Annotated in this window: 13 protein-coding genes and 1 pseudogene; 9 read left to right on the forward strand and 5 right to left on the reverse strand. The window is 42.8% G+C overall.

Going from position 1 to position 16,321, the window contains the following annotated elements; all coding sequences use genetic code 11:
* Nucleotides 1-124 precede the first annotated feature (124 nt).
* The 4 genes and pseudogenes from AC19MV_RS19635 to ettA form a co-directional block, all read right to left on the reverse strand.
* A pseudogene (locus AC19MV_RS19635) lies at nt 125-2,620 on the reverse strand (efflux RND transporter permease subunit); the annotation flags it as partial.
* Entirely contained in the window at nt 2,620-3,723 is a 1,104-nt protein-coding gene (locus AC19MV_RS19640) for an efflux RND transporter periplasmic adaptor subunit (RefSeq protein WP_498309682.1), read from the reverse strand. The pseudogene AC19MV_RS19635 and the gene AC19MV_RS19640, both read right to left, overlap by 1 nt.
* Before the next feature lie 329 nt (nt 3,724-4,052).
* Nucleotides 4,053-5,291 (reverse strand): hypothetical protein, encoded by a 1,239-nt coding sequence (locus AC19MV_RS19645; RefSeq protein WP_498309684.1) that lies wholly within the window; start codon nt 5,289-5,291, stop codon nt 4,053-4,055.
* A 319-nt stretch (nt 5,292-5,610) separates the two neighbouring features.
* Entirely contained in the window at nt 5,611-7,278 is a 1,668-nt protein-coding gene (gene ettA, locus AC19MV_RS19650) for an energy-dependent translational throttle protein EttA (RefSeq protein WP_432398992.1), read from the reverse strand.
* 249 nt (nt 7,279-7,527) lie between these two features.
* Between ettA and glyA the strand changes: the two genes are divergently transcribed.
* From glyA to AC19MV_RS19695, 9 genes are all read left to right on the forward strand, one after another.
* Nucleotides 7,528-8,781 (forward strand): serine hydroxymethyltransferase, encoded by a 1,254-nt coding sequence (gene glyA / locus AC19MV_RS19655; protein ID WP_432385522.1) that lies wholly within the window; start codon nt 7,528-7,530, stop codon nt 8,779-8,781.
* A 102-nt stretch (nt 8,782-8,883) separates the two neighbouring features.
* The gene (gene nrdR / locus AC19MV_RS19660) at nt 8,884-9,333 is read left to right on the forward strand and encodes a transcriptional regulator NrdR (protein ID WP_456042860.1); all 450 of its coding nucleotides are present in this window, start codon (nt 8,884-8,886) and stop codon (nt 9,331-9,333) included.
* Nucleotides 9,334-9,405: 72 nt separating this feature from the next.
* Nucleotides 9,406-10,551: a bifunctional diaminohydroxyphosphoribosylaminopyrimidine deaminase/5-amino-6-(5-phosphoribosylamino)uracil reductase RibD gene (gene ribD, locus AC19MV_RS19665; RefSeq protein ID WP_498309686.1), complete on the forward strand. Its 1,146-nt coding sequence runs from the start codon at nt 9,406-9,408 to the stop codon at nt 10,549-10,551.
* A 64-nt stretch (nt 10,552-10,615) separates the two neighbouring features.
* On the forward strand, nt 10,616-11,275 hold the full coding sequence (locus tag AC19MV_RS19670; protein WP_498309688.1) for a riboflavin synthase: 660 nt from the start codon (nt 10,616-10,618) through the stop codon (nt 11,273-11,275).
* 93 nt (nt 11,276-11,368) lie between these two features.
* Nucleotides 11,369-12,472, forward strand: a complete 1,104-nt coding sequence (gene ribBA / locus AC19MV_RS19675) for a bifunctional 3,4-dihydroxy-2-butanone-4-phosphate synthase/GTP cyclohydrolase II (protein WP_498309690.1) — start codon at nt 11,369-11,371, stop codon at nt 12,470-12,472.
* A gap of 123 nt (nt 12,473-12,595) precedes the next feature.
* Nucleotides 12,596-13,072, forward strand: coding sequence for a 6,7-dimethyl-8-ribityllumazine synthase (gene ribH / locus AC19MV_RS19680; protein ID WP_160053672.1), 477 nt, complete (start codon nt 12,596-12,598; stop codon nt 13,070-13,072).
* Between the two features lie 13 nt (nt 13,073-13,085).
* The gene (gene nusB / locus AC19MV_RS19685; RefSeq protein ID WP_432398986.1) at nt 13,086-13,490 is read left to right on the forward strand and encodes a transcription antitermination factor NusB; all 405 of its coding nucleotides are present in this window, start codon (nt 13,086-13,088) and stop codon (nt 13,488-13,490) included.
* 87 nt (nt 13,491-13,577) lie between these two features.
* Nucleotides 13,578-14,537, forward strand: coding sequence for a thiamine-phosphate kinase (thiL, locus tag AC19MV_RS19690; protein WP_498309692.1), 960 nt, complete (start codon nt 13,578-13,580; stop codon nt 14,535-14,537).
* A 6-nt stretch (nt 14,538-14,543) separates the two neighbouring features.
* Nucleotides 14,544-15,035 carry a phosphatidylglycerophosphatase A family protein gene (locus AC19MV_RS19695; protein WP_432398984.1) on the forward strand — a complete coding sequence of 164 codons (492 nt, stop codon included), beginning with the start codon at nt 14,544-14,546 and terminating at the stop codon, nt 15,033-15,035.
* Between the two features lie 105 nt (nt 15,036-15,140).
* Here the strand turns inward: AC19MV_RS19695 and AC19MV_RS19700 are convergent, their stop codons facing one another.
* Nucleotides 15,141-16,271 (reverse strand): hypothetical protein, encoded by a 1,131-nt coding sequence (locus tag AC19MV_RS19700; protein ID WP_498309694.1) that lies wholly within the window; start codon nt 16,269-16,271, stop codon nt 15,141-15,143.
* Nucleotides 16,272-16,321: the final 50 nt, after the last annotated feature.

The raw sequence follows: 16,321 nt of genomic DNA on the forward strand, positions 1-16,321 counted from the left end.
GAATCGTCTTCAGTCAGAGACAAGCTTTAAGAAAGGAGTAAGAGCAAAACAAATGAAAGCTAATCGCAACACCAATTACCTTGAAAAGGTTATTTTTGGCAAGTGAATTTTCATGCTCTTACCCTGGCAATAAACTCACGGCGCGTTGCTCTAAAAAGTCGAGCGCTTCGCCTAAAGTATAGCCTTCACCCAAATTGGCTTTAATGGTGATCGACTTTTGTTTATTGGTGTGACTTAAGCGTTGCGGCGAGGCGACTTCTTCAACGTGAGTCACCGTGTCTAGCGTGATTAGCTCGCCTTTACCGCTTCTAAAGTAAATTTTACTAAGATCCGTCACGCTGTTAAAACTGTTTTCGTCACCACGAAGATACACATCATATTCTTCACCGCGCTCAACAAAAGTGGTTTCTCTTCTGCCTCCGAGCATGATTTCAAGTGTGGTTGATATTTCAGAAACGCTAATACCTAACTCGGCAGCACGTTGCTTATCAACGGTAACCACAAGTTCAGGTGTGGTTTCGGCATAGTCTAAGTCAGCGCCTTCTAACATCGGGCTGGCATCAGCTTCTTGTTGCAGAATTTGCGCCCATTTAAACAATTCTGGATAGTCAGAACCACCAAGCACAAACTGCACTGGCTCACTTGATTGCCCTCTAAAGCCAGGAAGCATAGGGCGAACCATGACATCTGGAATGTCTTTTAAGGTTTGACTGATTAACCCAAGTGCTTGCTTTACATCGATATCACGATCGGCCCAATCTTCTAATTGAATAATCGCAAAGCCGGTTTGATCGCCAGCACGTCCACCAAAAGCAGGGGCTTCAACGCTAAATGATTTCACTACGCCTTGGCCTAAAAGCGGCATCAATCGGCTCTCGACAATGTCCATGTTGGCTATCATACGATTGTAACTTGTGCCTTCAGCGCCTTTGATAAAGGCAAATAACACACCACGGTCTTCTTGAGGAGAAAGCTGTGAGGGCACTTGTTGCATGAGTAAGTAACTGCCGCCTATACAGGCTAAGATAACAACAGGGGCGGCAATGCGACAAGCTAATGCCCATGTCACCATACGGCGATAGTTGGTTTCTAGGCGAGCAAAACCTTTATCAATCCAGAGATTAAAGCGATTCTTCTTCACGTTGGCTTTAAGAAGCTTACTGCCCATCACTGGCGTAAGAGTGAGCGCGATCAATGATGAGAAAATCACTGACATCGCTAACATGACTGAGAACTCAGTAAAAAGCAGGCCGACCATGCCATCCATAAATGAAATGGGAAGAAAGACCATAACTAACACTAGCGTGGTCGATATGACCGCAAAACCCACCTCACGAGTGCCTTTATAGGCGGCAAGTAATGGTTCCTCGCCTTTTTCGATATGATGAAAGATGTTTTCTACTACTACAATGGCATCGTCAACGACTAAACCAATCGCTAAAATTAAGGCCATTAACGTTAATAGATTTATCGAATAACCCAAGCTGTATGCGGCCATAAATGCCGCAATTAATGACACTGGTACCGTTACTGCGGGGATCAATGTGGCTCTGACTTGGCCAATAAAAATATACAAGACCAAGACAACCAATATTCCGGTAATGAATAAGGTGTTGTAGACCTCGTTAATCGAGCGGTCGATAAACACGTTAGCATCATAATCAACAACGAGCTTAGTCCCTTGTGGTAAAAAGCCTTGTACTTTGTCGACTTCTTGTTGAACGAGCTTTGAAATCTCTAATGGATTGGCATCTGACTGCGGCACAATGCCTAAGCTTAAGTTAACAATGCCATTGCTTTTGAAGGTTGAGTTTTCATTCTCTGCGCCAATAAAAACATTGGCGACATCTTTGAGGTAAATTGGCGTACCATCTGAGGCAGTGTGCACCACCAAGTAATTAAAATCTTCAGGGCTGAAGTAGAGGCGCTTGGTTCTAACAGACATCACCGTAGTGTCGTTACGGACTTCGCCGCCGGGTGTTTCAAGGTTTTCGGTGTTTAATGCACTAATAATGTCACTGGTGGTGACATTTCTGCCGGCCATTAATTGAGGCTTTAATTGCACATACATGACCTTATACAGGCCGCCAGAGATATTGACAGAACTGACGCCGGTGATAAGGCTAAATCGGTCTTCTAATACGCGCTGTGCATAGTCCGTTAATTGAGTACGGTCCATGTTTTCTGAGCTTAAATTGACGTAGATTGAGGGTTCACCCGTGCCGTTATCTTTTGACACTATGGGGTCATCTGCTTCGTCGGGTAAACGGCGTTGGGCTTTGGCTACCGCATCACGGACATCACTGACACCCTCGGTTAAATTCCAGCCTAATTCAAATTCAATTGAGATGCGTGACATGCCATTGCGGGTGGTTGAGGTGATCTCATCAATACCACTGATCCCCGTGAGTTCATCCTCAAGGGCTTTAGTGATCTTACTTTCCATAATGGTTGCCGATGCTCCGCTGTAGGTTGTCATAACCGTCACAACAGGGTTTTGTACATCAGGCATTTCTCTTACAGCCAGTTTAGAAAAAGACACCATACCAAACACGCAAAGCAACAAGCTCAGTACAATGGCCACAACCGGGCGTTTAACGGCGGTATCACTCAGCCACATTATTTGCGCTCCTGTGTTAGAGCTGTTTTAGCGCGGGTTTGCTCTGCTGAGCTTGGATGGGCAAGGTCTTTCACTTTTATGCCATCGCGCATATTCACTAGCCCTTGGACCACAATGTTGTCGCCAATATGGATCCCAGACTCAATCAACACTTGGTCTTTAATGCGTGCGCCCAATACCACCTCGGTACGCTTAGCGATGTTATCTTGGTTGATCACATACACAAATCGTTTGGTGCCTGAGTACTCTAATGCTTGCACTGGAACGATAGGGGCTGAAACACTGGGGAACGTAAGTGTTGCCGACATCATCATGCCTGGTTTTAATTTACCGTGTTGATTGTCAAATTGACTGCGAATATTCAGGTTTAGTGTTTGTTCATTAACGCGTGGGTCGATAGCAATAATGTTGCCGACAAATGTGTCTTTTGCCCAGGCTCTGCTGATAGCATTAACCGCCATGCCTGTGCTTAACAGTGATAAGTAATGTTCAGGGACTTGTAAATCTAATTGCAGAATCGATAAGTCGTCTAATGACAATAATTCTTCATTCATGCTGACCATTTTTCCACGGCTAAAGTTAACTAGGCCGGTATTGCCGCTAAAAGGGGCCACTAAGGTGTGATAGGCCAAGTCGGTTTGCGCTGACTGTAAACGGGCGAGGGCAATGTCGACACTCGACTTTTGTGCTTCTATTTCGGTTTGGGTGATGGCATTGACATTAATCAGCTTTAAAAACTCATTGAGTTTACGGACTTCATCTTTATGGTATGCCTGAGCTTCTAAAACACTGGCTTTCGCCTTGCTATTATCTAAACTCAGCAAGACTTGGCCTTTGGTGACATGTTGATTAGAGGTCACTGCAATATTGGCTATTTTCCCGCCCACTTGCGGAGCAATCATGACTGAATCTGTTGCGGCTAATTTACCGATAAGCGTAATAGATTGAGATAAGTCATGCTGTTCAACACTTGCGGTGACGACTGGGACCACTTTTTCAACTCGTTGAGGTTTTGGCGCCGCTATCACACTGATACTTAATACGCTGGTGGTGAGGATCATCAAGGCCGCTGAAAGCGTATTCAAGCCATGCTTTATTATCATGTTGGGACATCTCTATAAACAATGTGCGGGGAGCCGCTGGTGGTGAATTGGCATATGAATATATTGTAATTATGTTGGACAAAAATAAGCGTAAAGTAATGTAAAGCTTTTGGTTTGTTTGTAACAAGGCACTTTTTCAAACCATCATATTCAAGCCATCATATTCAAACCATCATGCTCAAATACTCATTTCCAAGTAATCCTTCACAGGCGATGGAGCGGCCGACTTGAGACTTTTACTCTCAGTTATCCACAAAAAAGCCATATCGAATGATATGGCTTTCGGTTTTACAAATGGGTCATCCCATCATATTTCTAGCACAACAGAATTACTTTTCGATAGGCTCGTTAGTGAACTCAATGTTTTGCTTTTTCGTGGCAGGGGTTACGCCCATAAAGTATTCGTAGCCTTTATCGCTCGATGTTTTCTTTGCATCATCATCACTTAATTTAATGCTTGTTTGGTCTGAAAACAGCGTGTATTTCGCTTTAGGTTTTTGAACTACGGGTTGTTGTGCCGATTTTACCGATGGCTTAAGTATCCCTTTTGGTACTTCGGCAACCACAACAGAGGGTTTGCTTACTGGTTTTTTAGCGGCGGCCACATTAGCGAACTTGTAATTGAATACGCCATTGCCTTCAATGCTTTCTACACTAGATTGGTCTTGGTTTTGGTAAGACGCTAAAATACCGTGCTTGCCTAATGGAATTTCGTGGAACAGTTTTTTACCAGTACCAATTTTAATTCCGTTAACAAACCAATCTGCAGGTACGTTACTGACTAACGTGACCATTGCTGATTTTAAGCCTAATTTTTCATTGAGCATGTCGTCGATTTTGTTGTTATAAGATGGCTTGAACTTCATGGCCACTTTATAGTTTAAATCGCCTCTCATGTTCATGTTCGCGTCAATCACTTCATACGACAGTAATACACTTTTATCGTTTAAGAATGGAGACTCGTTACGCGTATTGCTAAGAATACTGCTTTGAGATTCTTTTAAGCAGTCGGCAATCGTCTGGTACTTAGAACATTCAGTTGAGCCATTAATGTTAACCGGAAGGGTGCTGCTTGATTTTGATAAGTCAGCAATTAAGCGGTTAGTAATGTCAGTTTTGAGTTTAAACAACTGCTGGCTTTTTGAGGTTCTCTGTTTATTAATTTGTTCGTATTCAGACAAAATTTCCACTTTTTCTGTTTCAAGACGTTTACTGTCTTCTTCAGCTTTAAGTGTTAATTCATCGACTAATATTACAGACTCTTCAATTTGTTTGTAGGTATCTGGCAATGCCGATTTTGCACGGATAGCCTGAGGCAAACCATCGATTAGTTCATCATAACGTTGCTGTTCTGATGCGATAGTTTTCTTTAGGCCTTCAACGTCGTAAGCTTTCTTATTAAGTTGAGAGAATTTGTCATTCACATTGATCAGCAGACTATCGATATCATATTCGGTTTCGATTTTGTTCAGTGTCTGTTTTTCTGAATTGGTGATGACTTCGAGTGCCGCAAACGAATTGCTTGCGTATAAGCACAATAAAGCAAGGCTAATTGAACCGTATCTCACTGATCTCTCCATAATATTTCTCTACAAGCTGGAACCATCAACACTCTGTAATGCGCTGAGTGTTATCAGCAAAGAGCAAAATAATCCGTTAATAATTTATAATACTGAAGTTATTTTGGCTTTACAAACAGATTGTGGTGCATTGCTCACAATAAATTGACAAAATTTTGACACTTCTAGATGTTGAAGCGAGTTTATATTGAAACCGCATAAATATAAACGTAAATCAACCTGATAAAGCAAAACAGAGACCGAAGTCTCTGTTTTAGTATCAAACGTTACTTGTAGAGAACCAAACGTTACTTATAAAGAACCAAGGCTATTTGCTTATGCGCTTGTATTTTAAACGGTGTGGTTCAACTACATCAGTACCCAGTGTTTCTTTTAGCCAGGTTGAGTATTCAGTATAGTTTCCTTCATAGAAGTTCACTTTACCTTCATCACGGTAATCAAGGATGTGCGTTGCAATACGGTCGAGGAACCAACGGTCATGCGAAATAACCATGGCGCAACCAGGGAACTCCAATAACGCTTCTTCTAGTGCCCGCAAAGTTTCAACGTCCAAGTCGTTGGTCGGTTCGTCGAGTAATAATACGTTGCCGCCAGCTTGCAGTAGCTTGGCTAAGTGTACTCGGTTACGTTCACCGCCCGATAAGGTGCCAATGATTTTTTGTTGATCGCCACCACGGAAGTTAAAGCGGCCAACATAGGCACGGCTTGGTATTTCTGTGTTGTTGATGCGCATGATGTCTAAACCGCCAGAAATCTCCTGCCACACGGTATTTTTATCATCCATAGAATCACGGAACTGCTCAACTGAAGCAATTTGCACAGATTCACCCACAGAAATCGAACCGCTGTCTGGTTGTTCTGCACCCGATATCATTCTAAATAACGTTGATTTACCGGCACCGTTAGCACCAATAATACCCACGATAGCCCCTTTAGGCACAGTGAATGTTAAGTCATCAATTAACACCCGATCACCGTATGACTTGGTTAAATTAGTCACTTCGATGACCTTGTCACCTAGGCGAGGTCCTGGTGGGATAAACAGTTCGTTGGTTTCGTTACGCTTTTGGTAATCATTGGTGTTCAATTCTTCAAAGCGAGCCATACGGGCTTTGCCTTTTGATTGACGACCTTTAGCACCTTGGCGCACCCATTCTAATTCTTTAGCAATAGTTTTCTGACGAGCGCTTTCAGTTGATGACTCTTGCTGTAAACGTGCATCTTTTTGTTCAAGCCATGATGAATAGTTACCTTCCCATGGAATACCTTCGCCGCGGTCAAGTTCTAAAATCCAGCCAGCCGCATTATCTAAGAAGTAACGGTCGTGGGTAATGGCCACAACGGTGCCGTTATATTCTTGTAAAAAATGCTCTAACCATGCCACTGACTCAGCATCTAAATGGTTGGTTGGTTCGTCAAGTAATAGCATTTCTGGTTTTTCAAGCAACAAACGGCAAATGGCGACTCGACGACGTTCACCACCAGAAAGCACTTCAATTTTGGCATCCCATTCTGGTAAACGTAGTGCATTAGCGGCACGTTCAAGAATGCGGTCAAGGTTGTGGGCATCTTGAGATTGAATAATGGCTTCTAATTCACCTTGTTCTTTTGCCAGTGCATCAAAATCTGCATCGGGTTCAGCATAGGCTGCATACACTTCATCTAAACGGGTTAAGGCATTTTTAGCTTCGCCTACCGCTTCTTCAATGGCTTCGCGGACGGTTTGCTGCTCATTTAAGCGCGGCTCTTGCGGTAAATAACCAATTTTAAGTCCAGGCATTGGGCGTGCTTCACCCTCAATGTCGGTATCAATACCGGCCATGATGCGTAGCAGAGTAGATTTACCTGAACCGTTTAAGCCAAGTACGCCAATTTTAGCGCCGGGGAAAAAGCTTAATGAAATGTCTTTTAAAATTTGCTTTTTAGGTGGGACAATCTTACCCACGCGAAGCATGCTATATACAAATTGAGCCATGTTTATTCAGTCTAGTTGTCAACAAAGATGACGATAATTCTACTGTATTCTTTGCGTAACTCAACAGGGGATTATGGAATTAATTTTGCGGTGCAGCGAAGCAGATTAAATACCACCTCGGCGGATTAACTTGAATCGTTTTGTATTCAGAACACAGTGAATTTCATGTTGTTTATACTGTGAATGATCATCGTTGCAGAGTAGAATACCGCGCAACCCTACTATATAGAAATTGATGTTGGAGCTACCATGTTGAAGAAAGCGATGAATATTGCGGATTACGATCCAGAATTATTTAAAGCCATTGAAGATGAAACTTGTCGTCAAGAAGAACACATTGAATTGATTGCGTCTGAGAACTACACCAGTCCACGTGTGATGGAAGCGCAAGGTTCTCAGTTAACTAACAAGTATGCTGAAGGTTATCCAGGTAAGCGTTACTATGGTGGGTGCGAGTATGTTGATGTTGTTGAAACATTAGCAATAGAACGCGCAAAAGAATTATTTGGCGCCACTTACGCCAACGTGCAACCGCACTCAGGTTCACAAGCTAATAGCGCTGTGTTTATGGCGTTATTACAACCTGGTGATACTGTTCTAGGGATGAACCTCGCTCACGGTGGTCATTTAACTCACGGTTCTCCAGTTAACTTTTCTGGCAAGCTTTATAACATCATCCCTTACGGTATCGACGAGTCTGGCAAAATTGACTACGACGAAATGGAACGCTTAGCGGTTGAACATAAGCCGAAGATGATGATTGGTGGTTTCTCGGCGTTCTCAGGTATTGTTGACTGGGCTAAAATGCGTGAAATTGCGGATAAAATCGGTGCTTATTTATTTGTTGATATGGCGCACGTTGCAGGCTTAATCGCTGCGGGTGTTTATCCAACGCCAGTGCCTCATGCACACGTTGTGACTTCAACAACGCATAAAACCTTAGCGGGTCCACGTGGCGGCATTATTATTTCTGCGGCTGATGATGAAGACTTGTATAAGAAGCTAAACTCAGCGGTATTCCCTGGCGGTCAAGGTGGCCCATTAATGCATGTTATCGCGGGTAAAGCGGTTGCATTTAAAGAAGCATTAGAGCCAGAGTTTAAAGTATACCAGCAGCAAGTGGTTAAAAACGCCAAAGCCATGGTTGAAGTATTTTTAGCGCGCGGTTACAAAATCGTTTCTGGCGGAACTGAAAACCACTTAATGTTGGTTGATTTAATCGGTCGTGATTTAACCGGTAAAGAAGCCGATGCCGCTTTAGGCAGTGCCAACATTACGGTTAACAAAAACTCAGTACCAAACGATCCACGCTCACCGTTTGTCACATCAGGTGTTCGTATCGGCACACCAGCCATTACGCGTCGCGGCTTTAAAGAAGCTGAAGCGAAAGAGCTGACAACCTGGATATGCGACATTTTAGATGATGCATCTAACACAGCGGTTATTGAGCGCGTTAAAGGCCAAGTGTTGGCGTTATGTGCTAAGTTCCCTGTATACGGTTAATCACTATTGCTGTTGAGGTTTAGGTTAACCTTGCTCAACAAATAGGATAAACTTTAATGGCCGCTAATTTTAGCGGCCATTTTGTTTTCTGCAGGAGGTTCAATGCATTGCCCTTTTTGTAGCGCGACCGACACCAAAGTTATCGATTCTCGATTAGTGGCCGATGGCCATCAAGTACGCCGTCGCCGGGAATGTACCGAATGTCATGAACGTTTTACCACATTTGAAGGCGCTGAATTAGTCATGCCTAGAGTGATAAAACGTGATGGCACCAGACAACCGTTTGACGAAGATAAGCTGCGCGGCGGTATGTTGCGTGCAGTTGAAAAACGCCCGGTATCCATTGATGAAATAGAACAAGCTCTGACCAAGATTAAATCAACGCTGCGCGCAACAGGTGAACGTGAAGTGGACTCTGAAATGATTGGTAATCTGATGATGGAGCAATTAATGAGCTTAGATAAAGTGGCTTATATTCGCTTTGCTTCGGTTTATCGTGCTTTTGAAGATGTCTCTCAATTTGGCGAAGCGATTGCCAAACTGCAAAAGTAATCACCGACTAAACGCTAATTTTTTGAATACTATTTTGTGTGCTTAACATGATATCAAACGAGAGTGATAACCATGTCTAACGGGTCTAGCGTCGATATTGAAATGATGAGCCGAGCCATTATGCTGGCAGAGCGAGGCCGTTATACCACGCGGCCCAATCCATGTGTCGGTTGTGTGATTGTTGCTGATGGACAGATTATCGGTGAGGGCTATCACCAACGTGCCGGCCAGGGACACGCAGAAGTGAACGCCCTAAAGATGGTTAATGAAAATGGATTAACTGCACAGGGTGCAACAGCGTATGTAACATTAGAGCCTTGCAGTCATTATGGGCGTACGCCGCCATGTGCATTAGGCTTGATAAATGCCAAGGTTGCTAGAGTGGTCGTCGCAGTGACAGATGCCAATCCTGAAGTGTCTGGTCGTGGTATTGCAATGTTAAGAGAGGCCGGCATTCAAGTGGATGTGGGGTTACTCACTGAGCAAGCTTATGCACTTAACCTGGGTTTTATGAAACGCATGAAAACCGGTTTACCCTGGGTCACGGTTAAAGTGGCTGCCAGTTTAGACGGAAAAACAGCGTTATCTAATGGCGTCTCAAAATGGATTACAGGCAGCGCTGCTCGTGCTGATGTGCAAAAGTATCGAGCCAGTCACTGTGCGTTAATTACTGGCGTTGAAACCGTGCTAATTGACGATCCCAGTTTAAATGTCCGTTTTGAATCATTAGGTGAGTTAACGACTCGCCTTAACCCGAATGACATTTTTCAGCCTCTAAGAGTCATATTAGATAGCCTTGCAAGACTAACGGCAACGCCACAATTATTTTCTATACTGAGCCCGATTTTATTGGTCTCGTGTTGTGAATATCCTGAGCAAGTCAAAGCGACATTTCCAGCGCATGTGTCTTTTTTAGTTCTAGAGTGTGACTCGGTAGGTAGAATCCCGTTGTTGGCCTTGTTAACGTATTTAGGCAACACAGCAAATTCTGTGTTAGTCGAAGCCGGTTCAACGTTAGCGGGTGCATTTGTAGCACAAAATTTAGCGGATGATATTGTGATTTACCAAGCCCCTAAGATCCTTGGCAGTCATGGACGCAATATGCTGCAATTGCCAGATTATACTTCCATAGAACAAACGCCCATGTTGCAACTCATTGATGAGCGCAGTATTGGCAATGATAAGCGTTATATCCTCAGATATAACAAACCCTATTAATTGCTTGTTGCCAAGGCTAAAAGTCTGAGCGACAGCAAAGTATAAACGTTAAAAGTGAGTCATTATGTTTACTGGGATAATCGAAGCCCTTGGTACATTACGTAAAATTGATCGCAAAGGTAACGATATTCGCTTAACCGTTGCCAGTGGTAAATTAGATTTAACCGACGTGAAATTAGGCGACAGTATCGCCACTAATGGTGTGTGTTTAACCGTGGTTGAGCGCTTAGCTGACGGTTATGTGGCTGACATCTCCGCTGAAACGGTGGCGTTAACCGGTTTTAGTTATTATCAAGTGGGCCAAAAAGTAAACCTTGAAAAAGCCGTTACGGCGACAACAAGGTTAGGTGGTCATATGGTCAGCGGCCATGTTGATGGTATCGCTAAAGTTGAACAATGTGCCTACAGAGGCAAAGCGCTAGAATTTTGGTTAAAAGCCCCCGCAACACTGAGTCGCTATATCGCTCATAAAGGATCGATTACTATCGATGGTGTGAGCTTAACCGTTAATGAAGTAGATGGAAGTCGTTTTAGATTAACTATCGTGCCTCACACTGCCGGTGAAACTACATTAGTGAATTTAAAAGTGGGTGATAACGTTAACATTGAGGTGGATTTAATTGCTCGTTATTTAGAGCGGTTAATGCAGCCTGAAGCAGACCATGCCAAGCCATCATCGGGTGTGACGATGGAGTTATTGGCCAAGTCTGGTTTCTTACGTTAAGCGTATTAACTTTTATACCCGCTTACTTATAAAATAAAAATAGAATGACAACTTCAGAATTGAAGCAAACTCTTAATATATAAAGGTCTGACAATGGCGCTACATAGCATAGAAGAAATCATTGAAGATATTCGTCAAGGTAAAATGGTTATCTTGATGGACGATGAAGACAGAGAAAATGAAGGTGATTTGATTATGGCCGCTGATAAAGTGACGCCAGCAGCAATCAACTTTATGGCAACCTACGGCCGTGGGCTTATTTGCCAAACGATGACCAAAGCGCGTTGTCAGCAGCTTAATTTACCGCTAATGGTTACCAATAATAATGCCCAATTTTCGACTAACTTTACCGTCTCGATTGAAGCGGCAACGGGTGTAACCACAGGCATCTCCGCCCACGACCGCGCGGTAACGGTACAAGCGGCCGTGGCTAAAGATGCTAAAGCGTCTGACTTAGTACAGCCTGGTCATATATTTCCGTTGATGGCACAAGAGGGTGGCGTGTTAACGCGCGCTGGTCATACTGAAGCCGGTTGCGATTTAGCGCGATTAGCCGGTTGTGAGCCGTCGGGTGTCATTGTCGAAATTTTGAATGACGACGGCACCATGGCGCGCCGCCCAGATCTTGAAATATTCAGCGAAAAACACGGCATTAAAATCGGTACTATTGCCGATTTAATTGAATACCGTAACACCAATGAAACCACCGTAGTACGTGAAGCACAGTGTAAATTACCGACCCGTTTTGGTGAATTTACTATGGTTACTTTTAGAGACACTATCGATAATCAATTGCATTATGCTTTGGTTAAAGACGAAGTTAAAGCAAACTGTTTGGTGCGGGTTCATTTGCAAAATACCTTCAACGATTTACTGCACTCTGAGCGCGATCAAAAACGCAGTTGGCCGTTAGAGAAAGCCATGGAACGTATCGCAGCAGATGGCGGCGTTTTAGTGCTGCTGGGTAACGATGAACATTCAAGTCAGTTATTGGCAAAAGTAAAAGCGTTTGAAGCTGAAGATAATGGCCAATCGCCAGCGCCCGCAATGTGGCAAGGAACATCACGTCGGGTGGGTGTCGGTTCGCAAATTTTATCCGATCTAGGCGTGACGAGTATGCGCCTATTAAGTTCACCAAAGCGTTACCACTCGTTGTCAGGCTTTGGTTTAGAAGTGACGGACTATATTGCCGAGTAATGTTGGTAAGTGGTAAATTTAACAATTTCATTAATTGCATAGCGCTCAGGGCTAATGGCTGTGATATCATAGCGCCTCTTTTTGCCCCGAGCCGGGTGCTTTAGCTAATTTAGGTAAGATAGAATGAACGTAGTTCAAGGTAATATCGAAGCGAAAAATGCCAAAGTGGCGATCGTAATATCGCGATTCAATAGCTTTTTAGTTGAAAGTCTGCTTGATGGTGCAATAGACACATTAAAGCGTTTCGGTCAGGTAAGTGACGACAACATCACTGTTGTACGTGTTCCTGGCGCAGTTGAATTACCACTAGCGGCGAAGCGTGTTGCTGCAAGTGGCAAGTTTGACGGCATTATTGCACTTGGTGCGGTGATCCGTGGCGGTACTCCTCATTTTGATTTTGTTGCCGGTGAATGTAACAAAGGTCTTGCACAAGTTGCTTTAGAATATGACCTACCTGTTTCATTCGGTGTGTTAACTACAGATACCATTGAACAAGCTATTGAGCGTTCAGGTACTAAAGCAGGTAATAAAGGCGGCGAAGCTGCACTGGGTTTACTTGAAATGGTTAACGTACTGCAACAACTAGAACAACAGCTGTAATAGTAGGAAAAGTATGAAACCTTCAGAGCGCCGTAAGGCCCGCCGTTTAGCCGTTCAAGCCATTTATTCATGGCAGTTAAGTAAGAACAATGTTGCTGACGTAGAACATGAGTTTTTAACTGAACAGAACACTGATGGTGTAGATGTTGCTTATTTTCGTGAATTATTATCAGGTGTAGCGTCAAAAACTTCACAGATTGATGATTTGCTAAAGCCACATTTAGATCGTGATTTCGAAGATGTTTCACCAGTTGAAAAAGCTATCGTGCGTTTGGCAACTTACGAGTTGACCTTCCGTAAAGATGTGCCGTTTAAAGTGGCAATTAACGAAGGTATCGAATTAGCGAAAGTGTTTGGTGCAGACGATAGTCACAAGTTCGTTAACGGTCTGCTTGATAAGATTGTGAAGCAAAAGTAATACCAGAACGGTATCTTCGGATACCGTTTTTCATTTCTATTAATTGTTTCTAAATTAAGGTGGTCGGTTTACCGCACCAAACTGAATGTGAAAGAATTCCAACTTATCGAACATTACTTTCGTAATAAAGGCCAAAAACGACGCGATGTTGCGCTTAGCATTGGCGACGACTGCGCTTTGGTTAATCCTGCTGAAAACAAATCAATTGCGATTTCATGCGATACTCTCGTTGAAAATGTCCATTTTTTAGCCGATATTCCAGCCCACGCATTAGGGTATAAATCTTTAGCCGTAAATTTATCTGATCTCGCCGCAATGGGTGCTGAGCCAGCATGGTTTACTTTGGCTTTGACGCTGCCGAGTGTGGATGAATCATGGTTAGCAAGTTTCAGCGAAGGGCTTTTTGAAATTGCAGAATATTATGGCGTAGCATTAATTGGTGGCGATACCACTCGCGGCCCACGCAGTATTAGCATCACCATCAATGGCCAGGTGATAAAAGGCACAGCATTGACACGTGCCGGCGCTAAAATTGGCGATTGGATTTACGTCACAGGTACATTAGGTGATTCAGCGTTAGGCTTAGATATTTTAAGAGGCACTAAAACCGTTAATACTGAAGATAAAGAATACCTGATTAATCGTCATTATTATCCAACCCCTAGGGTATTAGCAGGCCAAGCGTTAAGAACATTAGCCACCAGTGCGATTGATTTGTCTGATGGGTTAATGTCAGATATTGGCCATGTGTTAAAAGCCTCTAAAGTGGGTGCTATTATAGATGTGAATCAAATACCGTTATCTGCTTCACTTAAAGCCAACTTAAGTCGTGAAGACGCGCTGAGTTATGCGTTAACAGGCGGTGAAGATTACGAGTTAGCGTTTACTGTTCCAGAGTCTCAACGTGGCGCTATTGATACTGCGCTTATCCATGCAGGGGTTAAATTTGTCAAAATTGGCCAAATCTGTGCTGGTGATAAACTTAAATTAGTCGACGACGGTAAGGCATTTGTCCCTGTTTCCCGAACTTTTGAACATTTTAGTTAACCGATTATGAAACTTATCACTCAAGATAAATTCGTCAATAAGCTGTCTTTAGCTAATCCTATTCACTTTTTAGCATTAGGCTTTGGTAGCGGAAAAGCGGCGAAAGCACCTGGTACCTTTGGCACCTTAGCGGCTGTGCCTATAGTGCTATTAATGCAACAATTAAGCTTAACGCAATACTTGTTAATTACTGTGTTAAGTATGCTTGCTGGTTTTTATATTTGTGGAAAAGCCGCCAAAGACATGGGCGTCCATGATCACGGTGCGATTGTGTGGGATGAAGTGGTCGGTTTAATGATCACTATGATAGCGGTGCCTGTCGGTATTATGTGGTTAGTGCTTGGTTTCGCATTATTTCGCTTTTTTGACATAATTAAGCCTTGGCCTATCCGCTGGCTTGATGCCAAAGTTCATGGTGGTTTTGGGATTATGATCGATGATGTCTTAGCGGGAATATTTGCATTAATCGGCGTGCAGTTGGCTGTGTATTATTTATAACGCTGCCATAAATTATAACGAAGCCTTAAACATCGAAAAAAAGAGCACTATATGCTCTTTTTTTATATTTGATGCTTGTTGTTACAAACTCAACGATACTAAAGTTTATTGAGGCAACATTAAATTGTTGCGTAGCTGTTCTATTTCATTATTCATGTTGACGACGCGCAGCTTCAGATCTGTTTCATAATAAGTACAACTTAATATTTTACCAATCGGGTTATAGCGTAATTGCCATAATTGCTGCAACTTATTGTCAGTGCCACAATAATCAGGCTGTTTAAGTGTTGATGAACTGGTTAACACTGGCTCTTTGACCACATTGACGAAATACTCAGAACGAAGATTATCATCATCAATGAGATGAACAAAAGTATTCACCAACCATTTTTCGTAAAATGGCGCGCTGTTTTTTTGTGCATCTGTTACCGCTTGTTGCATGATATTACGAGCAAATAGCCATTCACCTGAAAAAATACGCTCAAAGTCACGTTGAGACAATGTAAAAGCTGATTGCCATGTAGTATTTTTCGTCACGATATTTGGATTTTCTTTCACTAAAGTACTCGCAAAACTCAGCTGTTTTTTAAGCATATTATTGGCGATAGTATGACTTAATACCGAACGAGAGGAGTGATAAACGTTATTCCAAAAATGAGCATCTTTGTTTAAGAATACTATCGCAGCATCAACATCGATTTTATGGGGCGTTGAGTCAGGTCTATTTATTGCTGCAAGTATGCTTAAATCCCTTAGTTGAAAAAGCAGGCTCCAGTGAGGTAGGTGTTGAGTTGTTAAAGACTCATCGCTTTCTTGCCAATCAGGCATAGTAATTAATGTATTGTATTTTTCAATATTCGCTTGATGAGTATGAATTACACGTTTAATGGTTTCGCTATTGTGGCTAAAAAACGCATTACAAGTATCCCAATCTGTTAGTTGGCAAGCGTCTTTAAAGTTAGCTGTTAATTTATTCTGTTGAGCATTAAAAGTGAGCGCCGTGGTAGATTGGCCCGATTGATTCTCCTTTGTGGCGTTGAGTAACGCCATGGCATAGGTAAACCCATTTTCATTCGACTCAACAGGCTGCTGTTTTAGCCAACTTTCAACTAATAATGTATTTGGAGACTTTGTTCTGTCAGACGCGTTGATTGCCACTAAGCAAACAACGGCAAAGACTAATAAGCTGCTTATTAACCCAACCAGCACGCCTATCGTTTTTAACAAAGTCATCATCACTCTTTATCCTCAAAGTCCATTTAACACAATGGTAATATGATGGTTAG

The organism is Shewanella sp. MF05913 (genome assembly GCF_059758095.1).

What these genes read in the sequence shown, in the direction of transcription:
- AC19MV_RS19640 (WP_498309682.1), bottom strand. Translation starts at nt 3,723, where the DNA reads ATGATAATAAAGCATGGCTTGAATACGCTTTCAGCGGCCTTGATGATC.
- ettA (WP_432398992.1), bottom strand. Translation starts at nt 7,278, where the DNA reads ATGGCTCAATTTGTATATAGCATGCTTCGCGTGGGTAAGATTGTCCCA.
- glyA (WP_432385522.1), top strand. Translation starts at nt 7,528, where the DNA reads ATGTTGAAGAAAGCGATGAATATTGCGGATTACGATCCAGAATTATTT.
- nrdR (WP_456042860.1), top strand. Translation starts at nt 8,884, where the DNA reads ATGCATTGCCCTTTTTGTAGCGCGACCGACACCAAAGTTATCGATTCT.
- ribD (WP_498309686.1), top strand. Translation starts at nt 9,406, where the DNA reads ATGTCTAACGGGTCTAGCGTCGATATTGAAATGATGAGCCGAGCCATT.
- AC19MV_RS19670 (WP_498309688.1), top strand. Translation starts at nt 10,616, where the DNA reads ATGTTTACTGGGATAATCGAAGCCCTTGGTACATTACGTAAAATTGAT.
- ribBA (WP_498309690.1), top strand. Translation starts at nt 11,369, where the DNA reads ATGGCGCTACATAGCATAGAAGAAATCATTGAAGATATTCGTCAAGGT.
- ribH (WP_160053672.1), top strand. Translation starts at nt 12,596, where the DNA reads ATGAACGTAGTTCAAGGTAATATCGAAGCGAAAAATGCCAAAGTGGCG.
- nusB (WP_432398986.1), top strand. Translation starts at nt 13,086, where the DNA reads ATGAAACCTTCAGAGCGCCGTAAGGCCCGCCGTTTAGCCGTTCAAGCC.
- AC19MV_RS19695 (WP_432398984.1), top strand. Translation starts at nt 14,544, where the DNA reads ATGAAACTTATCACTCAAGATAAATTCGTCAATAAGCTGTCTTTAGCT.
- AC19MV_RS19700 (WP_498309694.1), bottom strand. Translation starts at nt 16,271, where the DNA reads ATGATGACTTTGTTAAAAACGATAGGCGTGCTGGTTGGGTTAATAAGC.